Source organism: Bacillus sp. XB1 (genome assembly GCF_053557995.1).
This window is the reverse complement of the sequence record NZ_JBNRIL010000001.1, coordinates 917,223-930,690: the sequence shown is the minus strand read 5'-3', so window position 1 is coordinate 930,690 and position 13,468 is coordinate 917,223. Positions and strand designations below refer to the sequence as shown.

Below are 13,468 nucleotides of genomic sequence, written 5' to 3'. Positions count from 1 at the left end.
TACATTCATACATTTACCTTTCATTAACACTTATATTCATTTTCTAATAACAACTTGAATAACATCAGCTAAACCAGTGTGCCCTTTCCCTTCAACTCGCTCTTGTTCTCCATTAAAGAAATGAATTACCTTATGTTCTTCACACCAAGTAAGAATATCAATTGGATCATACAGCATATCAACATCTTTTGGCCCACCAGTACCATAGTTTATTTGTTTTTTTGAGTAAACTTCAAACATAATTAAACCACCAGGCTTTATCGTTTGTATCATTTTACCTAATATCATTTTTTTATAATCATCATGAAAATGTCCAAATACCATAATTGCTGCATCATATTCATTTTCTGGCAAACTATCAGCTAATAAATCTACTTTTTTTGTATGCACGTTTACATTATGCTTCTCTGCCAATTTTTTTGTCTTCTCTAATCCACCTTCCGAATAATCAATAGCTGCTACTTCGTTCCCTTGTCTTGCTAGAAATACAGCATTTCTACCTTCTCCCTCCGCAAATGCTATTACTTTATTGTGATTTGCTAAACGAAATGCTTGTTCTTTAATAAATGTATTAGGTTCTTCCCCGTAAAAATATTCATCTGATTTATATCGATCATTCCAAAATTTAGTCATCATCTTCTCTCCTTCTTCATATCATTTTCTAACTACAATTAAAGATATCAAAGAGTCTTTTTATCCTTAATTAATTTAAAAATAAAAGCAGATTAAAAATCCACTTTTATTTTTTTCGCAAGATCTACGATTTTTTGATTTCGTAACTCTTCTTCCATTTTCTCTTCTGCTGCGAGCATTACTTCATTAATTAAACATCCAGGTTTGTCATGTAAACAACATTCAAACAATGATGTTTTACCTTCAATTGCATGTATAATATCTAAAAATGAAATATCTTCCCAATTCTTACTAAGCGAGTAACCGCCCTTTGGACCAGATGATGAATGTATCATCCCTTCCTTCGTCAACTTAGTTAGTATTTTAGACAAGTACGTTGGTGAAACATTTTGCATTTCTGCTAATTGGTGAACACTAACTAACTTATTTGGTGTAGCCTTTGCCAGAAAAAGCATTGTATGAAGAGCATAATTTGTAGCTTTAGAATATTTCATAATACAGCCCCTATTGTAGACTTCATGTATCTACAATAACTTTATTTTTTTATTATGTCAAACGTTTGTAATACTCCATACAACATTATTTCTTCACAAGTAATACATCTGCCGCGCAAATCGTCACTTCTCTAAATGGAGAGTCAAATAAAACACCTAGTTCAAAACCATCTTCAGTAAGAGCTATTTCATGATATAACCACCAAGCATTTTCAAAGTTTTCCGGCATAGAACACTTTGTTACTCCTATAAAGGTTACTTCAAGTTTATCAAATTCACTAAAAGTACCACTGCAATCTAATACGATAGACAAAGTATCTTCTGATTCTCTCTTTATTACTTTAATTACACTATCGTGTAGTGATGTCTTGTGTAACTGAGCGACATTTGACGGAAGTTTTTTCTCAATGGAATTAAAATATTCTACGTATAATTGATCTAATTGTGCCACTCTTTTCTCATAATCTGTTGACCACTTTTGCATACGTTTTTTCAGTTCACCTGATGGGTATTCTGAATTAATTGTGATGTTTTGTATAATTGAGTATATCGATTCAGGAAGGAATTTTAATAAATCTATTTTCCTTTCCTCTATTTCTTCCTTTAAACTTTGTATATCCATTTCTGACCATTCTTTTATAGACTCTATAAAACTTACAAATTCTAAAACTTGCATTTTTTTATACCAATCTCTTGTAAAATATTTCAATGACACCTCTCCTAAAACATTTTTAAATCCAGTAAAAACAATATATCCACTTATTATATCATTCCAATAACTATTTTTTCTAAAGAAAAAATGTAAAACTGTAAATATTCCGCCTATTATTTCTAAAACTTCAGAATATTTACAAAAGTATAAAATTAGAATACATTTTAGCTGTACAAGATTCACCTGTACAAAAATTCAAACAAAAAGGGATGGTTATATGTTGAAGAAATTAGTAGCAGGAACATTAGTAGCGGGTTTTGCATTAACTGGAGGACTAGGTGCGGTAAGTGCTGAAGAAAAAAGCAACACAATTAAGTCATTTGATTATTTAAAAGTGGATGAACAAAATGTTAATTCATTTGCAAAATTAAATGATCAGGATAAGAAAAATATCCAAATTACTATGGTATTACCAGAGCAAAATGAAAATGGGGATTGGCTAGCTTATGGTTTTACTAGTCGTGAAACATTAGATGCGTATATTGAAAAGGATAAAAAAGCAATTAAAAATAAAATTAATCCTTTAGGTAGCGGTGCTGGTAGTACTGATTTTTATGAACATAAAGATAAAGGTGGCCAATACATTTACTGGAGCAGCGGATTTAAAAACTTACCGTCTAGCTGGAATGACAGAATTTCTTCTGTAAGTACAGCGTCACCTTCTGCAAGTTATTCAACGACACTTTGGGAGCACACTTCAACACAAGGATATGGAAAAGGCGTTTTATTTAAACATGCTGATTGGTACGGTAAAACTGCTAATTTAGCTGCTGATTGGAACGATATTACTTCAGCGATTGAAATTAAATAGTAATAAGACATTTAATTTCTTCTATAAAAATTCAAACCACTATTCTCTCTTTCATTTAGAGAATAGTGGTTTATCATATTTCTATTTAAGCATGTACAGCATGTCCTACTGCTTGCATTAACGCTTCATGAATCGCCTCAGATAAAGTTGGATGTGCTGCAATATAATCTCTCATTATATCAGCGGTAACTTCTGTATGAATCATTACGGTTCCTTGACCAATAAGTTCAGTTGCATAAGGACCGATAATAGAAATCCCTACAATTTCTTGGTATTTAGGTTCCACAATGACTTTTACTTTCCCTACTTGTTCTCCTAAAATAAGAGCTTTTCCGTTCGCTGTAAAAGGAAATTCTCCGATGAGAATATCACCATATTGTTCTCTTGCACCTTTTTCACTTAACCCGACACTAGCTATTTCTGGAGCTGTGTATATACATCGAGGCACAGCGTGATAATTTACTTTCACGTCTTCTCCACTTGCGTGTAATGCTGCTGTCGTTCCTTCATGGAAGGCAACGTGAGCAAGCTGAATTCTACCGATCACATCACCAGCTGCGTAAATATGTGATACGTTCGTTTGCATATGTTCGTTCACAGCAATCCCTTTATTTGAAAACTGAACCCCTGCTTTTTCTAAATCTAATTGTTGTACACGTGGTTTTCGGCCGACAGAAATGAGAACATATTCCGGGTTAGCTTCTTGGATACTACCTTCATATTCAAATGAAGCTTGCTTCTTATAATTATTTAATCCTTTTAAAGCAGCTCCTGTAAATATTTCTACGCCATCACTTTCTAATTTCTCTCTTAAAATATGTGCGATATCTTCATCTTCATCTGGTAATAATTGCGGTGCCATTTCAACAATCGTAACTTTTGTCCCAAGGCGACTATAAATACTTGCAAACTCGCATCCTATTACACCACCGCCAACGATTAACAATGAAGATGGTACACTCTCAAGAGACATCGCATGGCTACTATTTAAAATCCATTTTCCATCAAACGGAGCGAATGGTAATTCTGTAGGTTCGGAACCAGCTGCGATAATAAACCTCTCTCCATCCACTACTTCTTCTTTATTTCCTTGTACAACTCGCACACGATGATCCGTTTCGAATTTCGCTTTTCCTTTTATAACTTTAATTTTATTTTTCTTCATTAAATATTGTATTCCTTGGACGAGTTGCATTACGATTTGTGATTTCCTTGCCTGTATTTGATCCCAATCAATTGATATACTTCCTGTATTAAGCGTAACCCCATAATCATTCGCTTTTCTCACAATGTCATGCACTTCTGCACTTTCTAACAATGATTTCGTCGGCATACACCCAACATTTAAACACGTTCCGCCAAGGTCAGCTTCATCAATAAGAGTGACCTCTTTTCCATTTTGAGCCGCGGTAATTGCCGCTACATATCCAGCTGGTCCGCCTCCAATTACAACTAATTTACTCATTCTCTCACCTTCTCTTTATAAAAGAATTGTTATAGGTTCTTCTAAATAATATTTAATTGTGCGTAAAAATGCAGCTGCTGGTGCACCGTCTAGTACACGATGATCGAATGTTAAACTTAAAGGTAACATACTACCTTTTTTTAATTTTTTCCCTTTATATACAGGAACATGTTCAATTGCGCCAATACCTAAAATACCAGTCTCAGGTGTATTTAATACAGGTGTGAAATATTCAATACCAAAGCTACCTAAATTACTAATTGTAAATGTCGTTCCGTGCATATCATCACTACTTAAGCTACCTGCTCGCGCCTTTTGTGCCATATCCTTAATCTCTTTAGACAACTCTACTAAAGATAAATTATTTGCAAAGCGAATAGCTGGAACGACTAATCCTTTTTCTAATGCGACTGCTATGCCTAAATGCACATGTTCAAATTGATGAATTGCATCATCTATATAAGCGCTGTTCATTTCTTTATGCTCTCTAAGCGCTAATACAATAGCACGAGAAACGAAATCCGTAATGGTTAGTTTGTTTTCGTATCGTTTTTGTACAACTTCCGCTATGTCTTTATGTAATGCAACTAAATCTGTAACATCTACTTTCATCGTTAATGTTAATTGCGCACTATTTTGTAAGCTTGCATGCATACGACTCGCAATTGCTTTTCTCATACCAGTAACAGGAACGACTGTACTTTCTTCTTGTTCAGGTACTTCTGGATTTGCTACTCTTTCTTCTAGCGCCTTTAATACATCTGCCTTTGTAATCCTTCCGCCAGGACCTGTACCAACTAATGCCTTGATATCCAGATTTTCAGACTTTGCAATTTTCTTCGCTACAGGTGAAATTTTAATTCTTTGCTTCGATACTTCTTTCCCATTTGGTTCTTGATTTTGTATATTTTGTACTTCTATATTAGATGTTTTTTCTTCTATAACATGTGTGCTTTCCTGCATTTCTACTTTTTCATTCGGTTTACCGATGTAGCAAATTACAGTACCAGGCGGCACTCCTTCATCTTCACTTACAGCTATATCAAGTACCGTACCATCAGCTGGCGCTTCAATTTCCGTTTCAATTTTTTCTGAATTAATACTAGCAATCAGTTCTCCTTTTGCTACATTATCGCCTGCTTTAATATTCCAGCTCGTAATAATACCTTCTTTCATCGCCATACCTAACTTCGGCATTACAACTTCTACAGCCATGTGTCTCTCTCCCTTCTCATCGTTTTATTACACATGTAATAAAGATTGGTCTCCAATCATTTCTGATACAGTTTCAATTACTTTTTCTGGCGTTGGCAAATACAACTTTTCAAGTGGTGGTGAGAACGGAACAGGTGTATGTGGTGCTGTAATTCGTTTAATAGGTGCATCTAACAAATCAAAACCTTTATCCGCTACAATTGCCGCAATATCTGTTGCGATACTACATCTTGGATTCGCTTCGTCAATAACGATAAGACGATTTGTTTTTTCAACAGATGATAAAATAGTATCTTCATCAAGCGGTGATAAAGATCGTGGATCAATTACTTCTACTTCAAGCCCCTTTTTCGATAATTGCTTTGCAGCTGCAAGTGCTGTATGAACTTGTTTTCCGATTGCGACAATTGTTACATCAGAACCTTCTCGTTTAATATCTGCTTTTCCTAAAGGAATTGTATAATACCCTTCCGGCACTTCACCTTTCATATTGTAAAGTGTTTTATCTTCAAAGAAGATTACTGGATCATCATCTTCAATTGCTGCTAATAATAAGCCTTTTGCATCATACGGCGTGGAAGGAACAACAACTTTAATACCTGGTATGCTCGTAAATAATGCGTACAAACTTTGTGAATGCTGAGCTGCTGCACTAAAACCAGCACCATGCATCGTACGTACTGTAACGGGTACTTTTGCTTTACCTCCAAACATATAACGGAATTTCGCACCTTGGTTTAATACTTGGTCAAGACAACTACCGATAAAATCATTAAACATTAACTCAGCTATCGGACGTAACCCAGTTGCAGCAGCTGCCATCGCAGCTCCCATATAACCCGCTTCAGAAATTGGTGTATCCAATATACGATTTCGGCCAAACTCTTGTACAAGTCCTTTCGTAACACCAAGAACACCACCCCAAGCTTCATCATCTTGCAGATGATCAACTTGTGCACCGCCTGCAACATCTTCACCTATTAAAATTACATTTTCATCACGACGCATTGAGATTTTCATTGCTTCATTAATTGCAGTTGACATACTTACTGTTCTAGTCATAATTTTTCACCCTCCTCTTATTTGTAAGAAACGTATACATCTTTTAATAATTCTTCATCGTCTGGGTATGGACTATTTTCACTAAATTCAATGGATCTTTGTACTGCATCATCTACTGCTTTTTCCATATCAACAAGTTCAGATTCCGTTAATAAACCTTCATGAATTAAATGCTTACGGAAATTCACAATCGCATCTTTTTCATTTAAATGTTCTTCTTTTTCTTCTGATGTTTTATATGTTTGCGCTTCACCTTCAAAATGACCGTAATTACGATATGTCATACATTCAATAATTGTTGGACCATCACCATTACGCGCACGTTCCACTGCTTCTGCAGCAGCTTTATATACAGCTAGAAGATCTTTTCCATCTACTTGAACGCCTGGAATATTATAAGCTTTTGCACGATCCGCAATAGAATCACAACTTGAAGCATATTCAAATGTAGTTGCTTCACCGTAACCGTTATTTTCTGCAATAAAAATAACTGGTAACTTCCAAATCGCCGCTAAATTAACCCCTTCATGGAATGTTCCTTCATTATTTGCTCCGTCACCGAAGAAACAAACACTTACATCTTTTGTTCCTTTATATTTAGCTGTCAATGCTGAACCGCAAGCAAGTGGGAAACCCCCGCCTACAATGCCATTAGCACCAAGCATTCCTTTATCTAAATCCGCAATATGCATGGAACCGCCTTTACCTTTACATAATCCTGTTGCTTTCCCGAAAAGTTCAGCCATCATACCATTTAAATCACAACCTTTTGCGATACAATGTCCATGACCTCTATGTGTACTTGTAATACTGTCACTATGCGTTAAGTGGGCACATACACCAACTGCTACCGCTTCTTCACCTGCGTATAAATGAACAAAACCTGGCAAAACGCCTTGCGCGAACAATTCATGCACCTTATCTTCAAACTTACGAATCTCTAACATTTTTTCGTACATCCAACGAGCTTGTTCTTTCGTAATTTCATTCCCTTTACTTTCAGTTGTTTTTAACATGTCCAGCCCTCCTATTTTCTTGTTCGTCTGTTATATTGCAAGTACCGTGCCAAATTCTAATCCTTGATTTAATAGGTTTTCTCTTTTCTTTCATAATAAAAAAGTGGACAAAATGAGACATCTGTCTCGTTTTGTCCACTTTTGTTCACCTAATTTGAGAACTATTATCTTATTCATTATCAAAGCTCTGCTGTAATTTTCGGATGTAAATAATTTGGCCAATATGATATGCATTATGAGTTGTTACATTCGCTAACACTTCCCACCACTTTGCAGAAACAGGAAATCCTACTACATCACTTTCAACCTTTTCTTCATTTATAAGATTTTGCCATTGTAACAGTTTTTCTAGTAGTTTTTCCCGTAATTCATCGAAAGTTTGATTATCTGAAAGCATAAAACTTTTGTTATTATCTCCTATAGAGGGTACTGCATTAACATTTGATTCTTTATACCTAGTTTGCCACGTAGAGTTCCAATACAGTAAATGTTGTACAATTTCAGCTATACTATTACTCTCTTCATTCGGTTTCCAGAAAGCTTCCCTCTCAGATAAATCCTTAACTGCATCTGAAAATGGCATATACCAACTGGGATCATTTGCATTTGCTAATAACTGATCTGCTAATACATCTTTCACATGGACCATTTTTCTTCCCTCCTGTTAAAAAGATTCATTTCATGACAATACTCACTTCTCTAAATACGCTGAGTTTGTAAGATTTCCTCTTTTTAAGCATAACCCCATACATATGCACATAAAGAAACCGAAAGCACCTAATACATAAGCTAATGCATAACCACTTCTCTCAATAACCCAGCCCGCAATTCCAGGTCCAATCATTTGCCCAACTGCATAGAAAACAGATATAAAACTAATTGCCATTGAGACATATTTCGGAGATACTTGCTTTGAAGCTGCAACTTGAATTAATAATAGTATACCTCCGAGGCTAGAACCCCAAATAATTGCCGACACGATAAAACCAGTTATATTTCCAAATATAATTGGAGCCATATCACCTATAATAGCTAATAAAAGCGCACTACATAAACTCTTCTTTATACCAATTCGATCCGAAATAAATCCCCAGACAGATGCTCCTACGATTGAAAAGATGCCAGCAATTGCATAAACAGTCCCCGAAATTGATGCTGAGATACCACTATCAATCATAAAACTAGTTTGATATAAATTTGGAATTAAATATACAACACCAACAATAAAATACATCCATGCAATGATATATAGTTCTTTCGTTTTCCATAAAAACGATTTATTACTCATTTTTTGCTCATCTTCAGTAACTTCTGGATTTTTCAAAACAACTGAAACGGCAAATACAATGATACATGTAATAACTCCAAACAAAAACCATGCACCACGCCAACTATACTCAGGAAATGTGCGCACTACATAAGGAACAATTATTCCACTAAATAGCATACCTATACCTGCACCGCTTAATAACAGTCCCATTACAGTTCCTCTTTTGTCTGGAAACCACCCTACCGTTATTGACATGAGTGGTGTATATACAAGAGCACTACCAGCTCCAGCACATAGCATACAAAAAGCAACTATCCAAAACGAAGAAACAAACGCTAATCCCATTAAGCTTATAACGACGAACCAACTGCCTATTAATAAAACTGATTTTGCGCCAAAACGGATAGTAAATATTCCAGATGTTCCTACAGTTAATAAATAACCTAAAAAAAGTATGGTTCCTAGCATACCTGATTGAGCCGTAGATAAGTGAAGTCCTTCCTGCATAAATGGCAGTATAATTCCATATGCCATACGGGCGAAACCAGTTGTTGTTATAATAAGAAAGATTCCTATTAATACAAATATCCAAAAATGACTTTCATTCCGCTCTTTCATTTAAATTCCCCCATAAAAAATTATTTCCAATTGGATGTTGATTGTAATTATAATGATTATGACAAAATACAACTACCAAATGGTGGAGGAGTTTACGGTATAACGGATTTTTAATACATACGCAAAATTTCAGAAGGTTTCATTCCATATTTCTTTTTAAATGACTCTGAAAAATGACTAATATTATTGTATCCAACAGCAACTGCCGTTTCGGTCACATTACTAGTTCCCGAACGCAATAAAAGCATTGCTCTTTCCATTCGCTGTTCTCTTAAATATGCAAATGTGGACGTGCCAAATAATTCTTTAAAACCAATTTTTAATTTATAATCATTTAATCCTACTATTTTAGCTAATTCTAATAATGATGGGGGTGACTCCATTCTTTGAAGTAAAATTTCTTCAGCTTGTTTTATTTTATTTAAATCCTTTTTGGATAATTGGCTCCTTTTATTTGCATCACGATCATTCAGTAATACTTTCCCAAAGTATATAGAAAGCAATTCGAGCGCTTTACTTTCTATTTCGAGTTGATTAATACGATCCTTTTGGGAATTCTCTAACATTCTCTTAATAATATTAGATGTTAGGGCATCAATGGGGGTTTGAAACTTTTTAAAAGATTGATTTCCTATTATAGTATGAAAATCATGACTTTTTTCAATAGCACAATTTAGCATGAAATGATTAAACAACTGTACAGGAATTCCAATTGCTAATGAATATAGTGGAGTTTCTTTTTCATATTCAAATAGAACTTCAAAGTCATTCATAAAATATAAATAGCTATTCCCAGCCATTAATTTATTTGTAGAGTAACCAACTTGTACTTCCCCGGATCCTTGTAAACAAAAATTAAGTTCCACCATTGCTGCATCCGATGCAAATTGAATGCGATGGTTTTTATGAAACTGGTAATTTGATAGCACTATTTCCATTCCAGAAAACGAGCTCCACCTTCGCACTTCACCCATACCTATTGTTTTTGGCACATACATATATCTTTCTTCTACAACTTGTAACCCATGAAAATATTTACTAAAAATATCATGAAAACTGTTAGTCTTCATGAAATCCACACTCCTTTTATATACAAATTACAATCAATTGATAATTATTTTCAATTATAACAAATATCTTTATACAATAAATAGCTTTTACCTTTATATCTCGTTATGATAAAAGAAAAAGAAAGCGAGCCGACAATGAATAAAAAAATTGCAATTATTACTGGGGCTTCAAGTGGATTCGGCCTATTAGCAACGCTTGAACTTGCGAAAAAAGACTATTTAGTCATTGCTACAATGCGAAACCTAGAAAAACAAGGAACCTTACTATCTCAAGTTACTGAACTCAACTTACAGCAAAATATAAAAGTTCAACAATTAGATGTAACAGATCAAAATTCTATACATAACTTTCAATTATATATAAAAGAAATAAACAGAGTAGACCTACTTATTAATAACGCAGGATATGCAAATGGGGGCTTTGTAGAAGAAATTCCAGTAGAGGAATACCGCAAACAATTTGAAACGAACCTATTTGGGGCTATATCAATTACTCAGCTTGTCTTACCGTATATGAGAAAACAAAGAAGTGGAAAAATCATTAATATTAGCAGCATTAGCGGCCAAGTTGGATTCCCTGGTTTATCTCCTTATGTATCTTCAAAATATGCATTAGAAGGCTGGAGTGAATCACTTCGCTTAGAAGGAAAACCTTTCGGAATAGATGTTGCTTTAATTGAACCAGGTTCTTATAACACAAACATATGGGAGGTTGGGAAACAACTCGCTGAAAACCAATCTGATACAACATCTCCTTACAAAGAGTATATGGATAAAATACAAAAACATATTAATAGCGGCAGTGATACATTTGGTAATCCGATAGATGTTGCTAATAAAATTGTAGAAATTGCTGAATCTAAGCGTACAAATTTACGATATCCAATCGGTAAAGGTGTGAAATTTATGATCTTTGCGAAGAAGATTCTTCCTTGGAGATTGTGGGAATATCTTGTTTTGAGGAGTTTTAGGAAGTTGTAAATAAAAAGAGTAACTATCAAGATAAATAATGGTAGCTACTCTTTTTAAATATTCATCATAAAAAAACAAAACGATATTAATATGTAGAAAGAGGATCAAAATAAAGTAACATTGAAACCATAAAAACAAATGCAAAGAATCCAATTATAGAAAGAATATATTCCTTTGTTTCTCTGTTATACTTCCATTCCATCCATACGCGTAATAAGGAAATTGCTCCAAAATAAGTAAGTACAGCAATTCCTATATTAGCATTTTCTACTTTGAACAGATAAATAAAACTTACTATAAGATATATGATAAAAAGACCTATTTCTAATTTTACATGTAAACCATTTATATGTTTATATATCCAAACATTCCCCTTTGGCATATTTAATTTTTTCCTTAAAAACTTTTCTAAAAAATATCCTCCAATTATCATACTAATAACTATAATCCAAATAGTAGAGTTGCCCATTGCATTCCCTCCTATTAAATTAATTATGTTTTCGTAACAAAGTGGACTATATAATTTTTTAATGTTTCGATAATATCTTCATTTTCTTTATGCTTACTTCTTTAGTAGTAGTTTTATCAAGACATGTTTTATGTATTGTACAACAACAATCTATTTCCCATCCTTTTCTTCGGGATGTATAACCTTTTTCTTGCTATTTTTTCAAAATGAATGTAGATAGTACTCATAAAATTAATAGAGTTATTTTTCTAATTGACAACAAAACCTATCCTTTTATTTTCTTACTTTCATTTTCTCCGGCTGATCACTCGGATACGTAGCATTCCTTTTATTTTCTACGTCCCAACTAATAATTGTCGCACTATCACGTCCCAACTGATGATGCACGTGTTCTAAAACATTGTGAATATTTTCTTTTAGTGTTTTATCATTTCTGTTCATAGCATTATACAAATTTACAGGTATTTCATATCGGCGTTCCCCGCATTCTAATACTCCATCTGTCACCATTACAATTCGGTTCTTTCCAGTACGTAATTCACGAATACCTGATGAATAGCAAGGAACAGGTAAATCAAATGTGTTTACATTTCCAATCCATTCGTAAAAATGACGTTGATTTAATGCATATTGTCCTAACTTATGTAACTCTTCATGAAATACATACACTAAACAATCACCGATAGAAAGCCACCATATATAATTTTCTTTCCTTACACATAGTAAGCAAGCTGTTTCACCTTTAATTTTTTTGCACTTTTCCTTAAATGAAGATGCCTGAAAAATTGTCAGTATATGATTTTCAACAGATTGAAACACTGTATTAATTGGTTCATTCAAAATTACTTTTATATTTTCATATTCTTTTTCGATTGTATTTACTACTAAATCAACACTTTCTGCACTATTATGTCCATCTAATATAGCTGCAAATTCCCATTCACCATTTGACCAAACTAATGCACCATCTTCATTCTTTTTCGCTCCAGCACTTTTATTCCCGCCATATTTACCAAGTACAATATCACCATATTGTTTAACTGAAATTTCTCCTAAACACATTTCTATATTTCCAACCCATGAGTATTGTGTATTATTTGTTGTATGCATACTCATTTACCATATACTTTCGTATTCTTTCACATAGTTTTTTTATTTTCTCTTCGTCACCATATGGTGCGCCAGTCCATTTCGCTATCTCGGTTGGTGACCAAAACTCTTTTGGTGTATTCGGATAACGCGGAATAATGTGCATATGCATATGTGGTACACTATTTCCTGAAACAAAAGTGTAAATATGCTCTGCACCTTCGCTTTCTTTTAGCGCTTTACTTACTCTACTTGTTATAAGTCCGAACGCTTTCGCTTCTTCATCTGTTAGTTCAGCAAGGCCAGGTACATGTCTTTTTATATCTATCATTACATAACCCAGGTATGTTTCTTCACTATCCCAGTGGACATGTCCAACGTAAACGAGTTCATCTTCGTAAATAGCTCCACCTGGAACTATAATATTTCCTATATGTTTTTTGCAAATGAAACAGTTTTGTTCTATTTGATTGTTTGTTGACATATCCATCACCTTCCTTTTCATATATAATATCACAAAAAAAGGAAAAACAGGTTTCGTATTCCGAATTTTCATTCTTTTGATACAACAA

15 protein-coding genes are annotated in these 13,468 nt (G+C 34.0%); 2 read left to right on the top strand and 13 right to left on the bottom strand.

Annotation, left to right across the window (positions count from 1 at the left end; all coding sequences use genetic code 11):
* Positions 1-36: 36 nt before the first annotated feature.
* From ACK1U5_RS04670 to ACK1U5_RS04660, 3 genes are all read right to left on the bottom strand, one after another.
* Complete coding sequence (locus ACK1U5_RS04670; protein ID WP_069604755.1) at positions 37-636, bottom strand: class I SAM-dependent methyltransferase; 600 nt, start codon at positions 634-636, stop codon at positions 37-39.
* Between the two features lie 89 nt (positions 637-725).
* Complete coding sequence (locus ACK1U5_RS04665) at positions 726-1,127, bottom strand: Rrf2 family transcriptional regulator (protein WP_000877650.1); 402 nt, start codon at positions 1,125-1,127, stop codon at positions 726-728.
* 85 nt (positions 1,128-1,212) lie between these two features.
* A complete protein-coding gene (locus ACK1U5_RS04660; RefSeq protein ID WP_000873445.1) occupies positions 1,213-1,836 on the bottom strand; it encodes a DUF4085 domain-containing protein in 624 nt (207 codons plus the stop codon).
* 220 nt (positions 1,837-2,056) lie between these two features.
* Between ACK1U5_RS04660 and ACK1U5_RS04655 the strand changes: the two genes are divergently transcribed.
* The gene (locus tag ACK1U5_RS04655) at positions 2,057-2,650 is read left to right on the top strand and encodes a hypothetical protein (protein WP_000914430.1); all 594 of its coding nucleotides are present in this window, start codon (positions 2,057-2,059) and stop codon (positions 2,648-2,650) included.
* Between the two features lie 85 nt (positions 2,651-2,735).
* On the opposite strand, the gene lpdA is transcribed toward ACK1U5_RS04655, so the two are convergent.
* The 7 genes from lpdA to ACK1U5_RS04620 all read right to left on the bottom strand — a co-directional run bounded on the left by lpdA (position 2,736) and on the right by ACK1U5_RS04620 (position 10,366).
* Positions 2,736-4,115 (bottom strand): dihydrolipoyl dehydrogenase, encoded by a 1,380-nt coding sequence (gene lpdA / locus ACK1U5_RS04650; RefSeq protein ID WP_061139195.1) that lies wholly within the window; start codon positions 4,113-4,115, stop codon positions 2,736-2,738.
* Positions 4,116-4,130: 15 nt separating this feature from the next.
* On the bottom strand, positions 4,131-5,330 hold the full coding sequence (locus ACK1U5_RS04645) for a dihydrolipoamide acetyltransferase family protein (RefSeq protein WP_000257762.1): 1,200 nt from the start codon (positions 5,328-5,330) through the stop codon (positions 4,131-4,133).
* A 27-nt stretch (positions 5,331-5,357) separates the two neighbouring features.
* Positions 5,358-6,392 carry an acetoin:2,6-dichlorophenolindophenol oxidoreductase subunit beta gene (gene acoB / locus ACK1U5_RS04640; protein WP_000198898.1) on the bottom strand — a complete coding sequence of 345 codons (1,035 nt, stop codon included), beginning with the start codon at positions 6,390-6,392 and terminating at the stop codon, positions 5,358-5,360.
* Positions 6,393-6,409: 17 nt separating this feature from the next.
* Positions 6,410-7,408 carry an acetoin:2,6-dichlorophenolindophenol oxidoreductase subunit alpha gene (acoA, locus tag ACK1U5_RS04635; protein ID WP_048567609.1) on the bottom strand — a complete coding sequence of 333 codons (999 nt, stop codon included), beginning with the start codon at positions 7,406-7,408 and terminating at the stop codon, positions 6,410-6,412.
* A 169-nt stretch (positions 7,409-7,577) separates the two neighbouring features.
* Entirely contained in the window at positions 7,578-8,057 is a 480-nt protein-coding gene (locus tag ACK1U5_RS04630) for a DinB family protein (protein WP_000233797.1), read from the bottom strand.
* Positions 8,058-8,099: 42 nt separating this feature from the next.
* The gene (locus ACK1U5_RS04625) at positions 8,100-9,296 is read right to left on the bottom strand and encodes an MFS transporter (RefSeq protein ID WP_069605379.1); all 1,197 of its coding nucleotides are present in this window, start codon (positions 9,294-9,296) and stop codon (positions 8,100-8,102) included.
* 110 nt (positions 9,297-9,406) lie between these two features.
* Complete coding sequence (locus tag ACK1U5_RS04620) at positions 9,407-10,366, bottom strand: AraC family transcriptional regulator (RefSeq protein WP_113710677.1); 960 nt, start codon at positions 10,364-10,366, stop codon at positions 9,407-9,409.
* A gap of 135 nt (positions 10,367-10,501) precedes the next feature.
* On the opposite strand from ACK1U5_RS04620, the gene ACK1U5_RS04615 reads away from it, so the two are divergent.
* Positions 10,502-11,347, top strand: a complete 846-nt coding sequence (locus tag ACK1U5_RS04615; protein WP_061139191.1) for an oxidoreductase — start codon at positions 10,502-10,504, stop codon at positions 11,345-11,347.
* A 76-nt stretch (positions 11,348-11,423) separates the two neighbouring features.
* Here ACK1U5_RS04615 and ACK1U5_RS04610 read toward each other — a convergent pair whose 3' ends face one another.
* The 3 genes from ACK1U5_RS04610 to ACK1U5_RS04600 all read right to left on the bottom strand — a co-directional run bounded on the left by ACK1U5_RS04610 (position 11,424) and on the right by ACK1U5_RS04600 (position 13,401).
* A complete protein-coding gene (locus tag ACK1U5_RS04610; RefSeq protein ID WP_000528450.1) occupies positions 11,424-11,807 on the bottom strand; it encodes a DUF4181 domain-containing protein in 384 nt (127 codons plus the stop codon).
* Positions 11,808-12,080: 273 nt separating this feature from the next.
* A complete protein-coding gene (locus ACK1U5_RS04605; protein WP_069604802.1) occupies positions 12,081-12,917 on the bottom strand; it encodes a PP2C family serine/threonine-protein phosphatase in 837 nt (278 codons plus the stop codon).
* The gene (locus ACK1U5_RS04600; protein ID WP_175423924.1) at positions 12,901-13,401 is read right to left on the bottom strand and encodes an HIT family protein; all 501 of its coding nucleotides are present in this window, start codon (positions 13,399-13,401) and stop codon (positions 12,901-12,903) included. Before ACK1U5_RS04600 ends, ACK1U5_RS04605 begins: the two co-directional genes overlap by 17 nt.
* Between the last annotated feature and the right edge of the window lie 67 nt (positions 13,402-13,468).